At 71.0% G+C, this 20,042-nt stretch carries 19 protein-coding genes; 5 read left to right on the top strand and 14 right to left on the bottom strand.

Annotation, left to right across the window (positions count from 1 at the left end):
• Positions 1 to 85: 85 nt before the first annotated feature.
• The 7 genes from TSO352_RS31535 to hpxZ form a co-directional block, all read right to left on the bottom strand.
• Positions 86 to 1,705 (bottom strand): ABC transporter ATP-binding protein, encoded by a 1,620-nt coding sequence (locus TSO352_RS31535; RefSeq protein ID WP_109111226.1) that lies wholly within the window; start codon positions 1,703 to 1,705, stop codon positions 86 to 88.
• On the bottom strand, positions 1,702 to 2,385 hold the full coding sequence (locus tag TSO352_RS31540) for an isochorismatase family cysteine hydrolase (protein ID WP_109111227.1): 684 nt from the start codon (positions 2,383 to 2,385) through the stop codon (positions 1,702 to 1,704). Before TSO352_RS31540 ends, TSO352_RS31535 begins: the two co-directional genes overlap by 4 nt.
• Before the next feature lie 11 nt (positions 2,386 to 2,396).
• Complete coding sequence (locus tag TSO352_RS31545; RefSeq protein ID WP_109111228.1) at positions 2,397 to 3,323, bottom strand: ABC transporter permease; 927 nt, start codon at positions 3,321 to 3,323, stop codon at positions 2,397 to 2,399.
• A gap of 2 nt (positions 3,324 to 3,325) precedes the next feature.
• The gene (locus tag TSO352_RS31550; RefSeq protein WP_247872567.1) at positions 3,326 to 4,411 is read right to left on the bottom strand and encodes an ABC transporter permease; all 1,086 of its coding nucleotides are present in this window, start codon (positions 4,409 to 4,411) and stop codon (positions 3,326 to 3,328) included.
• A 28-nt stretch (positions 4,412 to 4,439) separates the two neighbouring features.
• On the bottom strand, positions 4,440 to 5,567 hold the full coding sequence (locus TSO352_RS31555) for a BMP family ABC transporter substrate-binding protein (RefSeq protein WP_109111229.1): 1,128 nt from the start codon (positions 5,565 to 5,567) through the stop codon (positions 4,440 to 4,442).
• A gap of 345 nt (positions 5,568 to 5,912) precedes the next feature.
• On the bottom strand, positions 5,913 to 6,629 hold the full coding sequence (locus TSO352_RS31560; RefSeq protein ID WP_109111230.1) for a GntR family transcriptional regulator: 717 nt from the start codon (positions 6,627 to 6,629) through the stop codon (positions 5,913 to 5,915).
• A 148-nt stretch (positions 6,630 to 6,777) separates the two neighbouring features.
• A complete protein-coding gene (gene hpxZ / locus TSO352_RS31565) occupies positions 6,778 to 7,188 on the bottom strand; it encodes an oxalurate catabolism protein HpxZ (protein ID WP_109111231.1) in 411 nt (136 codons plus the stop codon).
• A 134-nt stretch (positions 7,189 to 7,322) separates the two neighbouring features.
• On the opposite strand from hpxZ, the gene TSO352_RS31570 reads away from it, so the two are divergent.
• The 3 genes from TSO352_RS31570 (at position 7,323) to atzF (ending at position 10,930) form a co-directional block, all read left to right on the top strand.
• The gene (locus TSO352_RS31570) at positions 7,323 to 7,538 is read left to right on the top strand and encodes an AtzG-like protein (protein ID WP_109111232.1); all 216 of its coding nucleotides are present in this window, start codon (positions 7,323 to 7,325) and stop codon (positions 7,536 to 7,538) included.
• The gene (locus tag TSO352_RS31575; protein WP_109111233.1) at positions 7,535 to 8,944 is read left to right on the top strand and encodes an AtzE family amidohydrolase; all 1,410 of its coding nucleotides are present in this window, start codon (positions 7,535 to 7,537) and stop codon (positions 8,942 to 8,944) included. The genes TSO352_RS31570 and TSO352_RS31575 overlap by 4 nt, the downstream gene beginning before the upstream one ends.
• 159 nt (positions 8,945 to 9,103) lie before the next feature.
• On the top strand, positions 9,104 to 10,930 hold the full coding sequence (gene atzF, locus TSO352_RS31580; protein WP_109111234.1) for an allophanate hydrolase: 1,827 nt from the start codon (positions 9,104 to 9,106) through the stop codon (positions 10,928 to 10,930).
• A gap of 11 nt (positions 10,931 to 10,941) precedes the next feature.
• Here atzF and TSO352_RS31585 read toward each other — a convergent pair whose 3' ends face one another.
• The 7 genes from TSO352_RS31585 to TSO352_RS31615 all read right to left on the bottom strand — a co-directional run bounded on the left by TSO352_RS31585 (position 10,942) and on the right by TSO352_RS31615 (position 17,541).
• Positions 10,942 to 11,346 carry a DUF6455 family protein gene (locus TSO352_RS31585; protein ID WP_109111235.1) on the bottom strand — a complete coding sequence of 135 codons (405 nt, stop codon included), beginning with the start codon at positions 11,344 to 11,346 and terminating at the stop codon, positions 10,942 to 10,944.
• 97 nt (positions 11,347 to 11,443) lie between these two features.
• The gene (locus tag TSO352_RS31590; RefSeq protein WP_109111236.1) at positions 11,444 to 12,100 is read right to left on the bottom strand and encodes a DUF882 domain-containing protein; all 657 of its coding nucleotides are present in this window, start codon (positions 12,098 to 12,100) and stop codon (positions 11,444 to 11,446) included.
• Between the two features lie 105 nt (positions 12,101 to 12,205).
• Positions 12,206 to 14,107: an AI-2E family transporter gene (locus tag TSO352_RS31595; protein ID WP_109111237.1), complete on the bottom strand. Its 1,902-nt coding sequence runs from the start codon at positions 14,105 to 14,107 to the stop codon at positions 12,206 to 12,208.
• A 461-nt stretch (positions 14,108 to 14,568) separates the two neighbouring features.
• On the bottom strand, positions 14,569 to 15,639 hold the full coding sequence (locus tag TSO352_RS31600; protein ID WP_109111238.1) for a mitofilin family membrane protein: 1,071 nt from the start codon (positions 15,637 to 15,639) through the stop codon (positions 14,569 to 14,571).
• A complete protein-coding gene (locus tag TSO352_RS31605; protein ID WP_158284646.1) occupies positions 15,636 to 16,376 on the bottom strand; it encodes a ParA family protein in 741 nt (246 codons plus the stop codon). Before TSO352_RS31605 ends, TSO352_RS31600 begins: the two co-directional genes overlap by 4 nt.
• Positions 16,377 to 16,743: 367 nt before the next feature.
• On the bottom strand, positions 16,744 to 17,070 hold the full coding sequence (locus TSO352_RS31610; protein WP_109111240.1) for a hypothetical protein: 327 nt from the start codon (positions 17,068 to 17,070) through the stop codon (positions 16,744 to 16,746).
• A 60-nt stretch (positions 17,071 to 17,130) separates the two neighbouring features.
• Positions 17,131 to 17,541, bottom strand: a complete 411-nt coding sequence (locus TSO352_RS31615) for a hypothetical protein (RefSeq protein ID WP_146210825.1) — start codon at positions 17,539 to 17,541, stop codon at positions 17,131 to 17,133.
• Positions 17,542 to 17,845: 304 nt separating this feature from the next.
• On the opposite strand from TSO352_RS31615, the gene TSO352_RS31620 reads away from it, so the two are divergent.
• Together TSO352_RS31620 and TSO352_RS31625 are read left to right on the top strand one after the other, a co-directional pair.
• Positions 17,846 to 19,414, top strand: coding sequence for an efflux RND transporter periplasmic adaptor subunit (locus tag TSO352_RS31620; RefSeq protein ID WP_247872568.1), 1,569 nt, complete (start codon positions 17,846 to 17,848; stop codon positions 19,412 to 19,414).
• Between the two features lie 50 nt (positions 19,415 to 19,464).
• Positions 19,465 to 20,022 (top strand): hypothetical protein, encoded by a 558-nt coding sequence (locus TSO352_RS31625; protein ID WP_146210826.1) that lies wholly within the window; start codon positions 19,465 to 19,467, stop codon positions 20,020 to 20,022.
• Positions 20,023 to 20,042: the final 20 nt, after the last annotated feature.

Here is a 20,042-nt window from a genome sequence, read left to right on the forward strand (position 1 = left end):
CTTGTTGTCGCTGGACAGACAGGCGTCTTGCCGAATTCTGTCAAGGCATCATGGGGGCGGCACGCCAACTGATCGACATCGCTTCTCACCGGGCGGGCTGACGTTGGCCGTCCGCCGGAGCCACCGGATGGGCCGGGTTGCCGGCCATGCAGCGCCCGATCACCGTCAGGTCGGCGGCGGCCGGGGTGGTCTCGTGGACGATGGCGCCGTGCGACATCACCACCAGCCGGTCGGACAGCTCCAGCAACTCGTCGAGATCCTCGCTGACCAGCAGCACCGCGGTGCCGCGGTTGCGCGCCTCGACGATCTGGGCGTGGATGTCGGCGACCGCGGCGAAGTCCAGGCCGAACACCGGGTTGGCGGCGATCAGCACGTCGACCTCGCGCGACAGCTCGCGGGCGAGCACGGCGCGCTGGACGTTGCCGCCGGACAGGGTGGCGATCGGCGCGTCCGGCCCGGTGGTCTTCACCCGGTAGCGGGCGATCAGGTCGAGCGCGGCACGGCGCATCGCCGCCGGATCCAGCCACCAGCCGCCCAGCCAGCCGCCGCCCCGCGTGATCGGCGGCTCGTCGAAGCTGCGGAAGGCCATGTTCTCCGCCACGGTCATGCCGGGCACGCAGGCGTTGCGCAGCGGTTCCTCCGGCAGGCAGTGGACCTTGTGGCGCCGCATCTCGGCCCGCGTCGCGCGGTAGGGCTCGCCACCGACCTGGACGCTGCCGGCGGTGGCGGCGCGCTGGCCGGCCAGCACCTGCACCAGCTCGACCTGTCCGTTGCCGGACACCCCGGCGACCCCGACGATCTCGCCCATGTTTACCGTCAGGTCGACGCCGTGCAGCGCCGGCAGGCCGCTGTCGTCGTCGGCGCGCAAGCCGGCGATCCGCAGCCGCGCCGCCATCCCGGCCGGGCCGCGGCGTTCGACCGGCACCGCCGTGCTGCTGTCGCCGATCATCAGCCGGGCGAGGCTGTCGGGCGTGTGGTCGGCGACAGCCCCCGACCCGGCGAGCCGGCCGCGCCGCAGCACCGTCACGTCGTCGGCGAAGGCCATCACCTCGCGGAACTTGTGGGTGATGATCAGCACGCTGAGCCGCCCGGCGAGCGCCATGCCGCGGATCAGCCCCAGCGTCTCGTCGGCCTCGTCCGGGGTCAGGACCGAGGTCGGCTCGTCCAGGATCAGCACGCGGGCGTTGAGGTAGAGCTGCTTGACGATCTCCGCCTTCTGCTTGTCGCCGGCGGCCAGCGTGGCGACCGGCGCGTCGACGTCGATGGCGAAGGGCATGGTGGCGAGGAAGTCGGCCAGCCGCCGCCGTTCCGCCCGCCAGTCGATCACGGCCGGGACGCTGGCCCGCGCCATCACCAGGTTTTCCAGCACCGTCATCCGCGGCACCAGGGTGAAATGCTGGTAGACCATGCCCAGCCCGTGGGTCTGGGCGGCGCGCGGGTCGCCGATCACCACCTCGCGGTCGTCGACCACCACCGCGCCCTCGTCGGGCCGGTAAAAGCCCATGATGCACTTCACCAGCGTGCTCTTGCCAGCGCCGTTCTCGCCCAGCAGCGCGTGGACGGTGCCCGGGCGCAGCTTCAGCGACACGGCGTCGAGCGCGGTGAAGGCGCCGAAGCGCTTGGTGATCGCCACCGCCTCCAGCCCCGGTGCCGGCGGGCCGGCGGGGAGGGAGGCGGGCGGGATGATCCGGGACATCACATTCATGGCAGCGCCTCGATGAAGCCGCGGGACTGGGCGACGGCGCCGAAGACGCCGCCCTGCATCGTCACCATCTTCACCGCCGCCGCATGGTTGCCGGGATCGGTGGCGCCGCAGCAATCCGCCAGCAGCAGGCATTCGAAGCCGCGGTCGTTGGCCTCGCGCATCGTGGTGTGGACGCAGACGTCGGTGGTGATGCCGGTCAGCACCAGGTTGCGGATGCCGCGGGTGGTCAGGATCAGTTCCAGGTCGGTGGCGCAGAAGCTGCCCTTGCCCGGCTTGTCGATCACCGGCTCGCCGGGCAGCGGCGCCAGTTCGGGGATGATCTCCCAGCCCGGTTCGCCGCGGACCAGGATGCGGCCGCAGGGGCCGGGGTCGCCGATGCCGGCGCCGATCCGCCACGACCGCCAACGCTTGTTCGCCGGCAGGTCGGACAGGTCGGGCCGGTGCCCCTCGCGGGTGTGCAGGATGTGGTAGCCGCCGGCCCGCATCGCCGCCAGCACCGCCCGGATCGGCTCGATCGGCGCGCGGGTCAGGCTCAGGTCGTAGCCCATGCTGTCGACATAGCCGCCGGTGCCGCAGAAATCGGTCTGCATGTCGATGACGATCAGCGCGGTGTTGGCCGGGGTCAGGGCGCCGTCATAGGGCCAGGGGTACGGCTCGGCGGGCACGAAGCGTTCGGTCATGGCGGGGTTCCCTACCGGGTGACGGACAGTTCGGCCGGCGCGCCGGCCAGCCGATGGCGCGAGGACGAGGTGGCGATCATGATGGCGAGCGTCAGGACGTAGGGCGCGGCGTTGAACAGGTGGTAGCCCTGCGTCACCCCGACCGATTGCAGCGCCGGCCCCAGCGCGCCCGCCCCGCCGAACAGCAGCGAGGCCCAGACGCACAGCACCGGATCCCAGCGGGCGAAGATGACCAGCGCCACCGCGGTGATGCCCTGGCCGCTCGACAGCCGCTCGTTCCAGCTGCCGGGGTAGGACAGCGACAGGAAGGAGCCGCCGACCCCGGCGAAGAAGCCGCCCGCCGCGGTGGCGAGCAGGCGCACCCGGTTGATCGGGTAGCCCATGGCGCGGGCCGCCTCGGCGCTTTCGCCGACGATGCGCAGCACCATGCCCCAGCGCGTGGTGCGCAGCCCCCACAACAGCAGCGGCGCCAGCGCCAGCCCGACCAGGAACAGCGGGTTGATGTCGAGCGCGGAGCGCACCTGCGCCGAGCCGCTCCACCAGCCGAAGGGGATGGCGGGCAGTTGCGGCGCCTGCGGCTGGATGAAGGGCTTGCCGAGGAAGAAGGCCAGCCCGGTGCCGAGCAGCATCAGGGCGATGCCGACCGCGATGTCGTTCACCCGCTCCAGCGCGCAGATCGCCGCGTGCAGCACGCCGAGCAGCGAGCCGGCCAGCCCGGCGACCAGCACGCCGGCCCACGGGTTTCCGGTCAGATAGGCGGTGGCGTAGCCGCTCATCGCGCCCATCACCAGCGTGCCTTCCAGGCCGAGGTTGATGCGCCCGCTCTTCTCGGTCAGGCATTCGCCCAGGCTGACGAACAGGAAGGGGGTGGAGACGCGGATGGCCCCGGCCAGCACGGCCAGCGGCACCCCCCACCATCCCAGCGACGCGTGGTCCATGCTCAGGCCTCCTTCGCAGCGGGGGTGGCGAAGGCGAACAGGCGCAGGCGGCCCTGCATCGCCTCGCTCGCCAGCAGCACGACGAAGATGATGCCCTGCAGCACCAGCACCGACGCGTCGGGCAGGTCCAGCCGGCGTTGCAGCAGGCCGCCGCTGGCGCCGATGCCGCCGAACAGCACGGCGACCGGGATGACCGCCAGCGGGTTCTGCCGGGCGAGGAAGGCGACCAGGATGCCGGTGGAGCCATAACCGGCAACCAGCGAGGCGCTGGCCCGGCCATGCACCGCCGCGACCTCCACCATGCCGGCCAGCCCGGCCGCCGCCCCGGCCAGCGCGGTGGTGACGACCAGCAGCCGGCCGACGGGCAGCCCGGCCATGCGCGCCGCCCGCGGGTTGCCGCCGACCATGCGGGCGGCGAAGCCGAAGGTGGTCCGCCGCATCAGCACCCAGGCCGCCACCGCGCAGACGATGCCGACCACCAGCCCCCAATGGACGCTGCTGCCCGGCAGCGTGCCGATCATGTAGGTGTCGGCCAGCGGCGCGGTGGAGGGCTTGTTGAGGCTGGCCGGGTCCTTCAGCGGCCCTTCCACCATGTGGTTCAGCACGGCGATGGCGATGTAGGTCAGCAGCAGGCTGGAGATCGTCTCGTTGACGCCGCGCCACTGGCGCAGCGCCCCGGCGCCGCCGATCAGCAGCGCGCCGCCGGCCATGCCGGCCAGCGCCATCGCCGGCCACACCAGCGCCACCGGCGCACCGTTCAGCGCCACACCGGTTGCCGCCGCGGCCAACGCCCCCAGCACCAGCGCGCCCTCGCCGCCGATGATGACCAGCCCGAGCTGGGCCGGCAGCGCCGTGCACAGCGCGGTCAGGATCAGCGGCGAGGCGCGGGTCAGCGTGTTCTGCCAGGAGAACCAGGTGCCGAAGGCGCCCCGGTACATCAACTGGTACATCTCCACCGGGTCGACCCCGACCAGCGCCACGAAGGCGCCGAACAGGGCGAGCGACACCGCCACCGCCGCGGCCGGCACCGCCAGGGCTGACACGGATGCGGACAGGTGGGTCACGGCGCGGTGCATGAACGGCGGCATCGGCGGCACTCCCGGCATTTAGCTGCGGTCAGGAGATCGAGCCGGTCACGCCCTCGACCAGCCAGTTCATCGATTCCAGCGCGATGTCGGTCTGGCCGTGGCTCTTGCCCTCGGCGACCACGCTGTTGCCCTTGTTGTCCTTGATCGGCCCCTTGTAGATGACGAAGCTGCCGTCCATGAACTTGGCCTTCACGGCGTCGGCGTGCCGGCGCGCGGCGTCCGACACCGCGGCGCCGTAGGGCGAGGTCTTGATGATCCCTTCCTTCAGGCCGCCGCGCACGAGGTTGGGCGGCGTGATCCCGCCCTGCACCATCTTCACGAAGTCGGTGTAGACCTTGGCCCAGTTCCATTCGGCGCCGGTCAGATAGCCCTTGGGCGCCAGCGTCGCCTGGCTGGCGTGGTAGCCGGTGGCGAAGACGCCGCGCTTCTCGGCGGTCTCGACGATCACCTTGGGGCTGTCGACGTGGCAGGTCAGCACGTCGGCGCCCTGGTCGATCAGGCTGTTGGCCGCTTCCGCCTCCTTGACCGGCATCGACCAGTCGCCGGTGAAGACCACCGCCGTGGTGATGGTCGGGTCGACCGAGCGGGCGCCGAGCGTGAAGGAGTTGATGTTGCGCAGCACCTGCGGGATCGGCTTGGCGGCGATGAAGCCCAGCTTTTTCGACTTGCTGGCGTAGGCGGCGACGATGCCCGACAAATATTCCGCCTCGTCGATGTAGCCGAAATAGCTGCCGACGTTGGTCGGGTGCTTGCCCGGCGTCCACAGCCCGCCGCAATGCAGGAAGGTCAGGTCGGGGTGCTTCTTCGCCTCCTTCAGCACATAGGGGTCGAAATAGCCGAAGGAGGTCGGGAACAGCAGCGACGCGCCGTCGAGGTTGATCATGCTCTCCATGCTGTTCTCGACGTCGACGGTCTCGGGGACCTTCTCCTCCTCCAGCACCTTGACGCCGGGCATCGCCTTGACGGCGGCGGCTCCCTCGGCGTGGGCCTGGTTGTAGCCGTAGTCGTCGCGCGGGCCGACATAGAGGAAACCGATCACCAGGGTCTTCGCCATGGCCGGAGTCCAGGGCAGCCCGGCGCCGAGCGCCCCCAGCCCACCGGCCGCCGTCATCGTCTTCAGGACGGAGCGACGGGAAAAGCGCAACGCGTTGCCCATGGAGCATACCCCTTGTTGTGTGGTGCAGGTTTGTCGGGAACGTCCGCAAAACCTGTGCCAGGGGAGGGTGGGGCGGTCATGATGGCTGGAATCCGGCGGGATTGTATTCAAGACCAGGGGTGAGCCCGTCGGCAAACGCGTCCGTATGCCTGTTTTTGCGTCTTGGCGGCGGATTTTGCCTGTTCAGCGATCAAAAAGGCCGTGTGACGATCATCATCGAGCCGGCGTCCCGGCGCTCATCATCCATTAAGGTATTGATTACAAGCGATGTTATCTCAACCAAGCCGGCGCCCACTGTGCATGCATTCGTGCATGCACAGTGGCGTGCGCTCCCGGGATGACCGATCAGCCGGCCGACCGGCCGACGTAATCGGCCGAGGCGTCGCCGACCGTGGTGACGTGCAGGCGCAACGCGTGATAGGCCGCCTCGCCGTCGCGATGCAGGATGGCACGGACCACCGCGTCATGCTCCAGCCAGGACAGCGACAGGCGGCCGGTGACGCGGAACTGGGCACGGCGGAACGGGCGCAGGCGCTGGCGGATCGCCAGGGCGGTTTCCTGCATGTAATCGTTGTGCGCCCCGGCGTAGATGGCGGAATGGAACCGGGTGTTCATGCCGTCATAGGCCTCGCGATTGCCGGCGCGGGCCAGCGCCCCGGCCTCCGCGTGCAGGGCGGCGAGGCGCTCGCGCTCCTCCCCGGTCATGCGCAGCGCGGCGAAGCGGGCGCAGGCCGCCTCGATCTCGCCCATCACCTCGAACATCTCGGCCAGCCGTTCCGGGGTGATCGAGGTGACGACGACGCCCTTGTTGGGGCGCACCTGGACCAGCCCGGTCGCGGCCAGCAGCTTGAACGCCTCGCGCACCGGGGTGCGGGAGACGCCGAAGCGGGCGGCCAGCTCCTGCTCGTCCAGCCGGACGCCGGGCAGCAGGCGGCCGTCCAGGATGTCGTCGGCCAAGTGCCGCCGCAGGGTTTCCGCCAGCGTGCCGCGCGACTGGCGGTCCAGCGGCTCGGTGGTGTCGTCCTGCTCCAGGCGCAAACCGGGTCCGGCCTGCAAGGTCATGGCTGGGTGTATCCTCTTCCCGCGGTGCCGGCCCTCGGATGCCGGCGTTCGGCGCGCTGCCGTGGTATACATGGAGTGCGCGCAATGGTTCCAGCATGGCGTATCGCCGCAGCCAATCCGCGCAGGCCCGGAGTCGGGGACCGGGCCGTCAGGGTGCCGGCGCCAGGCTGACGTGGGCGGCGACGATCCGCCAGCCCTCGGGCATCCGCACCCAGCTCTGGCTCTGCCAGCCGACGCGCCCGGTGGCGGTGCGGCGGTAGGCGCACAGCGCCGTGGCGAAGCGGTCGCCGAAGCTGGTGATCACCACCGTCTCCAGCACCCGGGCAAGGCCGGACACGTCGCGCCCGCTGCGGAAGGCGGCGATGGCGTCGAAGCCGTAGGCCGGCCCGTCGGCGCCGAAACGCACCGTGCGCGGATCCTGCCAGAACAGCGCGTTGAGGGTCGCGACGTCGTTGCTCATCAACGCCGCCTCGTAGCGCTCGAAGGCCGCCGTCACCGCGGCGACCACGTCGGGCCGGTTGATCTCCGCATCGTCGCGCGTGCTGTCCTGGGAGTCCATGCTGGTCGTCCTTTCCGTCTGCAAACCGGTGGCGCCTGCCTCATATTGCATGCAAGACTGCATGCAGACCAGCCCCGGCCGCCTCCGGCCATCGCGCCCGTCCTGGCGCCTGATCCGATGGGAGTCCCTGCCACATGACCGATCCCGCGTTCGATCCATTCCGCCATATGGAGGCGATGGCCTCCGCCTGCGGGCTGACGATCGCCGACGCCCACAAGCCGGGGGTGGCGGCCTTCCTGACGCTGGCCCACGGCATGGCCGCGGCGCTGATGGCCGCCCCGTTGGCCGACGACGCGCTGGACCCGGCCCCGGTGTTCCGGCCCGGCCAAGCCCCGTCGGGTGACGCATGAGCGCCGACGCCCTCGCGCTCCCCGCCTGGGAGATCGCCGCGGCGGTGCGCGGCGGCAGCCTGTCCGCCGCGGCCGTCACCGACGCGGCGCTGGACCGCATCGCGCGGCTGAACCCGGTGCTGAACGCCTTCACCGACGTCACCGCCGACCGGGCGCGGGCCGAGGCGGCGGATCTGGACGCCCGCATCGCCGCCGGGGCCGATCCCGGACCGCTCGCCGGGGTGCCGGTGGCGGTCAAGAACCTGCTCGACATCCGCGGGCTGCCGACCCGCGCCGGCTCCCGCATCAACCGGGAGCGTCCGCCGGCCGCCGCCGACGCGGTGCTGCTGCAACGGCTGACACGGGCCGGCGCCGTGCTGGTCGGTGGGCTCAATATGGGCGAATACGCCTACGACTTCACCGGCGAGAACGCCCATGACGGCGCCTGCCGCAACCCGCATGATCCGGCGCGGATGACCGGCGGCTCGTCGTCGGGCTGCGGGGCGGCGACGGCGGCGGGGCTGGCGCCGCTGTCGTTGGGGTCGGACACCAACGGCTCGATCCGGGTGCCGTCCTCGCTCTGCGGCATCTTCGGGCTGAAGCCGACCTACGGGCGGCTGACCCGGTGTGGCAGCTTCCCCTTCTGCGACAGCCTCGACCATCTCGGCCCCTTCGCCCGCTCGGCGCGCGATCTGGCGCTGGTCTACGACGCGCTGCAAGGCCCGGCGGAGGGTGACCACGCCTGCGCCGGACGGCCGGTGGAGCCGGTGTCGCCGACACTGGACGCGGCTGGGCTGGAGGGTCTGCGCATCGCCGTCGCCGGCGGCTATTTCTCGCGTGGCGGCCAGCCGGAGGCGCACGACGCGGTGGAGCGCGCCGCCCGGGTGCTCGGCACCGATCGGGTGGTCGAGGTGCCGGGGGCGGAATTGGGCCGGGCGGCGGCCTACATCATCACCAACGCCGAAAGCTCCGCCTTCCATCTGGAACGGTTGCGGACGCGGGCCGATGAATTCGACCCCGACACGCGCGACCGTTTCCTGGCCGGCGCCCTGCTGCCGGCGGCGTGGTACGTCCAGGCGCAGCGGGTGCGGCGCTGGTACCACGACCAGGTGATGGAGCTGTTCCGCGAGGTCGACGTGCTGCTCGCCCCGGCCACCCCCTGCACCGCGCCGCTGGTCGGGCAGAAGACGATGGTGCTGGACGGTCGCGAGATGCTGGTGCGCCCGCATCTGGGGCTGTTCACCCAGCCGATCTCCTGCATCGGCCTGCCGGTCTGCGCCGTGCCGATGGCGCTGCCGGGCGCGCTTCCCATCGGCATCCAGGTCATCGCCGCCCCCTGGTGCGAGGACCGCTGCCTGAGGGTCGCCGCCGAACTGGAACGGCTCGGCCTCGCCCGTGCGCCGTTGGCCGAACCCAATGGCGCGTGAATTGTAGTTTGCATGCAATACTGAAGATCTTGACGTCAACGGCCTGTGGTTTCATGCTTGGGAAGCCAAGTTGCATGCAACCAAGCGCGAGCAGGCCGTCCCCTCACGCGGGTGGCGCGCTGCCGCCGGCCTCTCCCCGCCCGATCCAGGAGTCCTTCCATGCCCTCGCTCCCCAGCAGCGCCGCCGATGGTTCCGGCACCGTCCGTCTTGACCTTGCGGCGCTCGGCGATGGCTATCGCGAGGGGACGCTGACACCGGTCGCAGTGGTCCGCACCGTGCTGGAGCGGATCGCGGCGGCCGGCGAGGACCATGTGTGGATCCACCGTGTGCCGGCCGCCGACCTGCTGGCCCGGGCCGCGGCGCTGGAGGCGTTGGCGCCGGCGGAGCGGGCGGCGCTGCCGCTCTACGGCGTTCCGTTCGCGGTGAAGGACAACATCGACGTTGCCGGCCTGCCGACCACCGCCGGCTGCCATGAATACACCTACACCGCGACCGATACGGCGACGGTGGTGCAACGCCTGCTCGACGCCGGGGCGGTCCTGGTCGGCAAGACCAACCTCGACCAGTTCGCGACCGGGCTGGTCGGCGTCCGCTCCCCCTACGGCGTCCCGCGCAACCCGATCGACCCGCTGTGCGTCCCCGGCGGTTCCAGCTCCGGGTCGGCGGTGGCGGTTTCGTCGGGGCTGGTCGCTTTCGCGCTGGGCACCGACACCGCCGGATCCGGCCGGGTGCCGGCGGCCTTCACCAACATCGTCGGGCTGAAGCCGACCAAGGGGCTGGTCAGCGCCGCCGGGGTGGTGCCTGCCTGCCGCTCGCTGGATTGCGTGTCGGTCTTCGCCCTGACGGTGGAGGACGCGATGGACGTGCTGGCGGTGATCGCCGCGCCCGACCCGCTGGACGCCTACAGCCGCGCCGCGCCGCCGGCCCCGGCCGCCCTGCGCGCGCCCTTCCGCTTCGGCGTGCCGGGCGCCGACCAACTGCGCTTCTTCGGCAACGCGGAGGCCGAGCGCCTCTACCGCGCGGCGCTCGACCGGTTGTCGGCGCTGGGCGGCGTGGCGGTGCCCATCGACTTCGCCCCCTTCGCCGAGGCGGCGGCCCTGCTCTACAGCGGCCCCTGGGTGGCGGAGCGCACGGTGGCGGTGGGTGATTTCCTGGCGGACTACACCGGTGCCGGGCTTGCGGTGACCCGCGGCATCATCGAGGGCGGGTACAAGCACGACGCGGTGGGCTGCTTCCGCGCCATGCACCGTCTGGAGGCCTTGCGCCGCGACACCGCGCCGGTGTGGGACGCCATTGACCTGCTGGCGGTGCCCACCACCGGAACGATCTACACGGTGGCGGAGGTGATGGCCGACCCGATCGCGCTCAACACCAACCTCGGCATCTACACCAACTTCACCAACCTGCTGGACCTCTGCGGCATCGCCATTCCCAGCGGCTTCCAGGCCGACGGCCGCCCGGCGGGGCTGACGCTGCTCGCTCCCGCCTTCCGCGAAGCCGCCGTCGCCGCCGTGGCAAGCGCCGCGCACCGGGCGGCGGGGGTGGCGATGGGAGCGACCGGCCTGGCCCTGCCGCCGGCCCGTCCGGTGTCCTACGGCGGCAAGGGGCTGCTTCCGCTGCTGGTGGTGGGGGCGCATCTGAGCGGCCAACCGTTGAACCCGCAACTGACCGACGCCGGTGGCCGGCTGACCGGGACGGTGGCGACCGCGCCGCGCTATCGCCTCTACGCCCTGCCGGGAGAACCGGCGCGGCCGGGCCTGCTGCGGGTCGGCGATGGCGGCTGCGCCATCACCGGCGAGCTGTGGGAGCTGACGCCGGAGGCCTTCGGGCGCTTCGTCGCCCGGCTGCCGCAGCCGCTGTGCATCGGCTCGGTCGAACTGGCCGACGGCCGCAGGGTCAGCGGCTTCCTGTGCGAGGCGGTCGACACGGTGGACGCCCCGGACATTTCCGATTTTGGCGGCTGGCTGGCCTACCGGGCCAGTTGATCCAACCCGGATCAGCGCAGCGTTTCGAGGGTGGCGGCGTTCGGGCAGAGTTGGCCATGCGCGGCGGCGTCGGTCCCATCGGCCAGCATCCGGCTGCAGGCGCGGGTGCTGCGGCAATGCATGCAGACCCGCACCAGATCCTGCATCAGGGCCGGTTGCCCGGCTTCGAGCGCGTCGCCGTCGATGCCGTGCAGCGCCAGCGCCGCCGGCAGCAGGCAGTCCACATGATCGGCGTGGGCGACCGCGTCCAGATCGCCCTCCGTCAGGCCGACGTCGTGGAGCACCGTCCGGCGGTCGAGCGGCTCCAGCGCCTGAAGCGCCCGCAACGCGCGTTCGACGCGCCAGCGGTCCAGGAACGTTGCGCACCAGCCCTTGCGGGAGAACGCCTCGGGGGAGGTCGGAGAATGCGTCGGCATGGGGAGTCCTCCGGATCCGATCGCTGGATTCGATCGTCCGGCTAATATTCCGCTTAGGACACCATCGTGCCTTGATCCAGATCAGGCGAGCGCCCGATCAGTGGCGGCCCAGCATCTGGCGGCGGGCGAGGGCGCGGTGCAGGGCCAGGCGCTGCGACACCGTCCGCGGCCGGGCGTGGACGCCGGGGGCGAACAGCCCCTCCAGCCCCTGGCCGAACATCTCCCAGCTGCGCACCGGCCCGGTGTCGATGTGCAGGAAGTGGGAGCGCGGGTACCAGCCGACGCCGCCGCGCCGGAGGTCGAGCGCGCTGCGGTGCGCGTCGGGCAGGCGGGCCGGGAAGGTGACGTCCAGCGCACGGCCGAGCAGATGCTGGCTGTGTTCCGCCACCCCCAGGCTGCGGGCGGCCAGCATCGCGTTGGTTTCCGGCGTGCGGAAGGCGGACAGGATGGTGGCCTTGGACTGCCCGACCGCCTCCATGATGTCGGCCAGGAAGTCGAGCGTCCCGACGTCGATCGGCCCGACCTTGTTGGCGCGGTGGTCGCGTAGCAGCTTGGCCAGATCGGCCAGCGCGTCGGGAAGCGGGCCGTCCGCGTCGCGGTAGGGGCCGTCGAAGCTCTCGCCGGTGTGCTCGTTCCGCAGCGACAGGCGCCGCGGGGCCGACGGCAGCGCCATGGCCGTGTCGGACAGCACCACCAGGGCGCCGCAGCCGATCAGAAGATGACGACGCTTCAAGGAGAGGGGGGAGTGGGACATGTTGCCGCTATTTCTTCCGCCGGAGCGCCGGAACGTCAACAGAATAGAGTCCGAATCGCCGCCGCCGGCCCGCCCATCCGCCGCAGGGCTGCCCTGTCCCTCCGGTCATACCGGGTCCGCCGCCTCTTCGGCGGGCTCCGCCGGGGCCACCAGCCCGAGCGCCTCCAGCTCCGACAGGGCGCCGGCCATGCTGGTGGCGACCCGCTCGGCGTTGGTTTCGGCGGTCGCACGCTCCGGAACCTCGGCCTGCGGATGGGCGCTCCACAGGCACAGCAGGATCGGCACCTTGGGGCCGAAATGCAGGCGCAGCCGGCGGACAAGCCGGCGGGTGTGGCCGAGCGCCGACGGGTTGAGGCAGGACAGCGCCACGGCGTCGATCCCGCTGGTGCCGAGGCTGGCGATGACGCGGCCCGACACCGCCTCGCACGGCACCACGTCGGCCTTGACGCCGCGCCCGCCCAGCAGATAGCCGAGCAGCCCGGCCGCCGCCTCGTCCAGATTGTTGCGGACGCCGACGCACAGGACGCGCCGCGCGTCCGCCGCCGGGACGACCTCCGCCAGCTCGTCGAGCAGGACGGCCATCCCATCCGCCACGGCCTGCCGCCCGTCGGGGTTCAGCGCCCCGCGCTGCCGGTCCTGCTCGGCGAGCGACAGCGCCGGGAGCAGCAGGCCGTCGGCCAGCTCGGTCGGGTTGCTGCGGCCGAGGCGCTCTTCCGCGATTTCGGTCGCCTCGGTGGGATCGCGGGCGAGCAGGCGCTGGTAGATCTTGGCCTCATCGGGCAGGACCGGACGGTCGCCCAGCATCACCTCCAGGAAATGCAGCTGCGGCACATGCCGGCCCAGCACCACGAGGCAGACGGTCAACGGTGTCGCCAGCAGCAGGCCGACCGGCCCCCACAGCGTCGTCCACACCACCGCCGCCACGATGATGGCGAGCGAGGACAGCCCGGTCGCCGACCCGTAGAGCCACGGCTCCACCACATTGTTGGAGAACAGCTCCACCGCGACGAACAGGGCGATGCACAAGAGCGGCAGCGTCCAGCCGGTGTCGACCGCGAAGGACAGCAGGATCGGGAAGGCCGAGGCGATCACCGGCCCCAGGAACGGGATGAAACGCAGCACCGTGGCCAGCAGGCCCCACAGCAGCGGGTTCGGCACCCCCAGCAGCCACAGCCCGACGCCGATCGGCAGGCCGTAGGTCACGTTGACGATGACCTGCATCAGCAGATAGCGGCTGACCCGCTCGCCGGCGTCGTTCAGCGCCTCGGTCGTGCGGCTGAGGTCGCCGGAGCCGGCCAAGCGGATCAACCGGTCGCGCAGATCCTCCCGCTGCAACAGCATGAAGATGGTGAAGACCAGCACCATGCCCGCGGTGGCGAACGGCGTCATCGCCGGCCCCAGGATGTTGCGGACGAGGTCGAACACCCCGGTGTCGGACTGGTCGATGCGAACCGGCACCGGCTCGCGCGCGGCCGGCGGCGGGGAGGAGCGGGGGACCGGTCCGACGCCGGACGGGGAGGGCGGCGACGCCGGTGCCGCGGCCTTGTCGCCGCCGGTGGCCCGCTCCAGCTCCTGTTGCAGGTCGCGGAAGGCGTCGGTCGCCTGCTTCAGCGCGCCGCGCTCCCCGGCCGAACTGGTGGCCGTGCGCAGGGATTCGATCTTGGCGTGGATGTTGCGCTGATAGGTCGGCAGGTTGTCGGCCAAGTCGCCGAGTTGGCTGCCGACCACGGCGCCGAAGCCGAAGATGCCCAGGAACAGGAGCGCCACCACCGCCAGCACCGACGGCACCCGGCCCAGGCGCCAGCGCTGCAGCCGGCTGACGATCGGGGCGAGCACGAAGCTGAGCAGCACCGCCAGCGCGATGGGCATCAGGATGTCGGCACCCAGATACAGCGTGGCGACGATCAGGGTGATGATCAGCAGGATCGTCTGGGTCGAGGCGGGGGGCGCCGCCCGCGAAACCGCGATGGGACGGGCCTGAAGCCGGCGGGCGGTGTCCTCGGCCATGGTCGGGCGGACCTTCCGGTGTGGGAATGCCGACTATGAACACCGGCACCGGAGGCCCGTTCCCTGCCATGGTGCTTCGCGACCGAACCGGTTGCGAACGAGAGTCCCCACACCCGCGCGCGGGGGGATGGTTCATCCCGACAACGCACAAGAAACACATAACCAAGGTTATGGAAACTGATTTGGCGATCCCGGGCTATGCGACATCGCATGTCAACCGGCGCCCCGTCGTGCCGCGGCGCCATCCCAGGATTTTGGCGACGAAGCGGCCCACCTCGTCCTTCAGGATGGTCGCCAATCTCGGTGATGGAGGACGCCAGTTCCTCGACGGCGGCCACCGCGCATGGCAGGCCGCGAGTTCTGGCGCTGAGCCAAGTGGGATCAGCGCCAGAACCAGGAAAGGTCAAAGACAGGCGAACGGAACCGGTACCGGATGTGCCCCAGCCCGGTTCCCGCTGCGGTCAGCGCGCCGACGCCGACAGCGTCTTGGCGATGCGGCCTTCGAGCAGCTCGACCGCCTGTTCGGCGTCCAGCCGGGCCCGCGCCTCGGCCAGCCACGGTGCGGCGGGTGCGGCAAGCGTCGGATCCAGCTTCGACAGATGGTCGATCGCACCCGGCAGGTCGCCCCCTTCGAGCAACAGGCCGGCCTGCGCGAGCAGCGCCGCCGTCTGGTCTTCCGGACCGGCTTCCGCCCCCGGGATGCGCAGAACGCCGGCCACGCCGTTCACCCAGCTCCACACGGTGTCGCTGATGCCGGCCTGGTTGGTGCCGAGTTCGATGCGCAGCACCTCCGGCACCATCAGGGCGTAGCGCGCCAACAGCTCGGCGCGGGTCGCAATGCCGCCGTCGGCCTTGCCGGCCAGACGATCAACCGCCTTTGCCGTGTCCGGGTCCGCGAAACCGGAGAGACGGAACAGAGCCAGTTCGGTGGAGAAGGGAGTCGACCGCCCCAGCGCCGCCCGAAGCTGTCGGGCGGCGATGACGCCCGACACGCGGCTGGCGCCCGCCAGATCGGCGATGCGGCCGTCGGTGGTGGTGACGGCCTTCTCAAGCGACGTCACGCGCTCCACCAGGGATTTCCCGCTCGCGCTGAGGCCAACGCTTGCCTCCAGCGAGGCGACCCGCGTTTGAAGCGCGGTCGGCGGCAGCAGCGCGCGCAGTTCGTCGGTGTACAGCACCGCGCCGCCGATGGTGGCGCCCGCCACCAGGATGGCCAGCGCGACACCCGCCGCCGCCCCGCCGCCGCCGGACTGGCGAGCAGCCGGCGCCGCGATCGGTGCTGCGATCGGTGCTGCGGCGATTGCCGGGGCGGCCGGAGCCGGCTCGACCGCCGGTTCCGGAATCGGCGCGGGCGCCGCATCGACCGGGGCTGCCGCATCGGTGACCGGGGGAGCTTCGGCCGCGACCATCGTCGCGGTGTCGCCTTCGCCACGCTGCATCCGCTCGATCGCGGCAACCTGATCGAGCTGCGCCCCGGTGTCGTCGGCGCCGGAGATGTTGTCGCTGAGCGGCGGGCGCTTCTTCGTGGTCATGGTCTTGCCCTCCTGATGATGGCGGTCAACGCCTGTATTTCGTGGTGTGCGGCGGTCTGGGGGGCGTAGGTGCCGATCCATTCCCCGGCGGTGAATGCGTCGATGTGCGCCGAGCGCTGACCGATGGCGGGAGCCACCGGCTCGCCGAAATCATGCAGAACCGCTTCGATCTCCCGGCCGACGGCGGTCCTGCGGTCGACCTTCGACGGGACGAGCAGGCAGGATGGCTTGCCGCCGCTGCGCACCTTGCGGGCATTGCGCAGCAGGTCGATGGCCTTGCAGGTCGCCTTGAGGTCGGCGCCGCTGGGCGTCACCGGGACCACCAGAAGATCGGCGGCGACCAGCGCCATCACGATGCAGGCGCCGAGATTGGGCGGAAGATCGATGACGACGAACCGGTGCTCCTTGGCCAGGGCGTTGAGCGTGGCCAGCCACCGCTCGTTTGCCCCTGCCCGGCCCTCCTCCGCGCCGCCTACCGCGCCGAAGGCGGTCGGTCGGGTGTCGGTTGGCCCGATCGAGGGCATCCCGGCATCGTCCGGCTCGAACGGCATCGGGATCACCTCCACCGGCAAACGGCCGCGCCCGGCCCACGTCACCGCGGTGCCCTGGCTGTCGGCATCGACGAGAACGGCGCTCCCGCCCGCTCCGGTGGCAAGTGCACAGGAAAGATTCACCGCAAGCGTGCTCTTGCCGGTGCCGCCCTTGAGATTGCCGATTGCTATGATGTGTCCAGTCACAGGCACGAACAGTACATGAGCATCTTTCGGCAGGAAAGGGATTGCGTGTCTTTACCCGACAGTTGTCGGATTTTGTCGGACTCTCTGGAAAAGCGATTTCAGGTTTTTCATACGCAAAACGCGCGCATGCCCCGACCGGCCCACCGGGACGACGGTGGGGACGGTGGGAGCGGCGCAGGAGTGGTCGCCGCTGTGGACGGTACGGACGACGTGGGAATGATACGTTCAACGCCCGGCCATCACCGGCCGGGCGTTGCCGATCGATCATAACGACGGAACCGTCGCCAGGCGGGAGTGCGCCGAATCGGACACCCCCCGCATGGCTGCCGTCTGCGCCCGCCGGAGTTCCGGGGGCGGAGTTCCAGCGTCAGAGTTCGAGGTCGGCCGACATCGGTTGGCGCATCGGGTTCGTGCGGCCGGTCGGGGTCGGCTGGGTCGCGTACCACCAGTTGCCGATGAGCGCACCGGCAAACGCGCCGACCACGGTGGAGAAGGGACCGCTCGACAGCGCGCTCAGACCGACGCCGCCGGCCAGCATGCCGACGCCGACCGCCAGCGCCTGGGCGGGGGGCAGCCCCAGGAAGGTGCTGCTCGCCGGCGCGGTGGCCGCCGGCGGTTCAGCCGGCTGGGCATGGACGACGGGAGCGGCACAGGCGAAGAAGACGGCAAAGGCCAGCAGAAGCAGCGTACGCATGATTGACCCCGTCGTGCAGGATTTCGTTCCGAACAGGGTAACACCGATGGACGGCGTGCGTCATCCGCCGATGTCGGCCATCGCGGTGTCCGGCGCCGGTGCCGGCGGAAACAGGCCGGCGAGAAAGGCGCCGATGGTGCATCCCGCGCCGAAATAGGCGATCAGCTCGTTCATCGCGACGCCGACCGGCATGGCGGCACCGGCGGCGCCCGCGGCGGCCATCGCGCCCGAGGTGATGGCGATGCCCGCCACGCCGAAGCCGCCCAGGGTGCAGCCGACCGCCTGTCTTTGCGCCATTCCCGGGTTCGCCGAGGGCACCACGATGCTGTCCTCCATCAGATGACGGAACGGAGCGCCGCCGACGGCCGCCCGGCCCGACTCGGCGGCCTGCGCGCCCCCCACCATCGTCAGCCCGGCGAAAAGAAGCCCTGCGACCACACGTCGCCCACCCGTCCACCCTGCGATCGGCATGTGCCCTCCTGCCGCGGCGCCCACATGCCCCTTAAGGTGGCGAGCCATCCAGGAAGGTCGATGACGCATCCGGCGGGTCGATCGGAGCCGCGGTCGTAACGCGTTCGCAGCGAAGATCCCGCCGGAACGATTGTTACACAAATGAAGCGCTCGTCACGCGAATGAAGTACGACTTTTGAGAGGATTCGCTTCCCGCCCATCGGTAAATCAGGCAAAACTCACATGTGAAGCGATCAACGAGGCGGAGCACAGATCGTATATGGTTTCGTCGCTTTCCATCTCCCGTACCTCGCGCCTCGGACGTTTGAGCAGTGCCGTCGTCGGGGTGGCTCTGCTGGTGTCCGCTCCGGTGGGTGCCGCCTCATGGTCGCGCCCGGCTGACGGGGACACCGACGACGCGCTGCTGAGCAACACGCGGCGCCTGCAGGTCGATCCGGCTCCGTCAGGCACGTCCTGGCTGTCCGGGGCCGGCGCGTGGGTCAGCGGCGCAGCAGCAGCGGCGGCGGCTCCGGCCGGCGCCATCGGCTCCGGCCTGTCCGCCACCGCGTCGGCGCTCGATCAGTTCGCCTGGGAAGTGGCCTATGTGTTCGGTGTGAACAGCACGCCGGTCAGCCAGGTTCATGTGCCGGACCCGGTCCACAGCAGTTTGCAGGACACCCCGCCGGAGGATGCCGGCATGCCCCGCTCCGCCGCCCCTCCGGCGGCGGTTGCCGCGGACGCCGTCCCGGCATCGCCGACGAAACCGCCGCCCTCCCCGCCGCCGGCCGCACCGGTAAGCTTGGCATCCACGCCGGCCAAGCCGTTCCCGGCGGTGGTGACGACGGCATCGGTGGACACGCGCCTGCTGGCCGGCCTGGCGCTCGACAAGCCGCACCGCCTGTCCGACGGCTCCTACTTCGTGCCCAAGCCGCTGCAACGGATGTTCGACATCCGGGTGCAGAAGGTGGACAGCAGCCAAAGCCCGCTCACCGCCCGGATGCCCGGCCGCATCGTCCCGGATCCGAACGCCCACGGCGACGTCGAGTCCAGTCTGGTCGGGCGCATCGAACCGCCCAAAAACGGCATGCCAGTGCTGGGCGAGACGGTGAAGCGCGGCCAGATCCTGGGCTATGTCACGCCCGCGGTCGGCGTCGTCGACCGCACGCAGGTGCGGCGCGAGGTCGCCCGCCTGACCAACGAGATCCGCATCACCGCCGAAAGCCTGGAAATCCTCAAGCAGTTCTGGTTCGTGCCGTTCCGCGACGGCAAGGTCATGCAGGCGGAATTGCGCCTGGACGGCCTGCGGCGGGAGCGGGCGGCCCTGCTGCCGCTGCTGCAGACGCAGGAGGCGCTGCGATCGGGCATCGACGGCGTCATCAGCGTTTCCAACGCGATCAACGGCCGGGTCGTGCATCCGGGCGAGAAAATCTTCGAGATCGTCAACCCCGACCGGCTGTGGATCGAGGCCATCGCCGCCGACCCCGAGGTGGCGCGCAGCGCGGCGCTCGGCGATCCCGCCATCGCCTCCACGCCGGAGGGTGAGACGCTCGACCTCACCTTCATCGGCAGCGGGCTGGCGTTGCAGCAGCAGTCGGTGCCGTTGATGTTCCGCATCGACAACCCGATCGCCGGCCTGCGCGTCGGACGCCCGGTGACCGTCACGGTGCGCAACAGCGCCAAGGTGCGCCAGGGCATTTCGATCACCCGCGACGCGCTGATCTCGGATTCCAGCGGCGTCGAGCAGGTGTGGGAGATGCTGGCACCCGAAATCTTCATCCCCCATCCGGTCAAGACCGAATCGCTGGATGGACCGAACGTGCTGATCGTCGCCGGCGTCGATCCGGGCGCCCGGATCGTCACCCGCGGCTCCCGCCTGCTGTCGCAGCTCCAATGATCGCGGTGAACGCCGCCGGTACAAAAACGTCCCAACACAGGGAGGACGACATGAACACGCACGCGATGCCCAGCCGGTTCCATCGTGGCTGTCGACGTCTGACGACGGGCTTGGCTCTGGGTCTGGCCCTGGCGGCGGTCCTGTGGATGCCGGCCCCGGCCGGCGCCGCCGATCCGGGCGCCGCGCCGCGGGTCGCCCTGGTGATGGACGGCACCAGCGTGGTGGTGATCGCCAGCCGCCAGGCGCTGTACGCCTTCGTCGACGGCTCCGACGACAACGCTCCCATCGCCGGGGCCGAGGTGACGGTCGAAACCGGGACCGGGACCGGCGCCATGCGCCTGCAGGAGATCACCCCGGGGCTCTACATGTCGGGGCCCTACACGCCGCCGTCCGTGCGCACCCCCCTGACGGTCAGCGTGGCGACCGCGACGGCGACCCTGCGCGGTTCCGCCGAACTGGTCCTGCCGGCAATGCCGGACGTGCCCGCCAGCGGGGGTGCCCGCTGGCTCGGCTGGCTCGGGCTGGTGGTCGCGCTCGGTCTGGCCCTGCTCTGGCACCGGCAGCACGCGATCGCCGCGTGGTGGCGCCCGACCACCCCTGCCACCTGACGGCGGAAGGAACCAGTCGC

Source organism: Azospirillum sp. TSO35-2 (genome assembly GCF_003116095.1).
Taxonomy (GTDB): Bacteria; Pseudomonadota; Alphaproteobacteria; order Azospirillales; family Azospirillaceae; genus Azospirillum.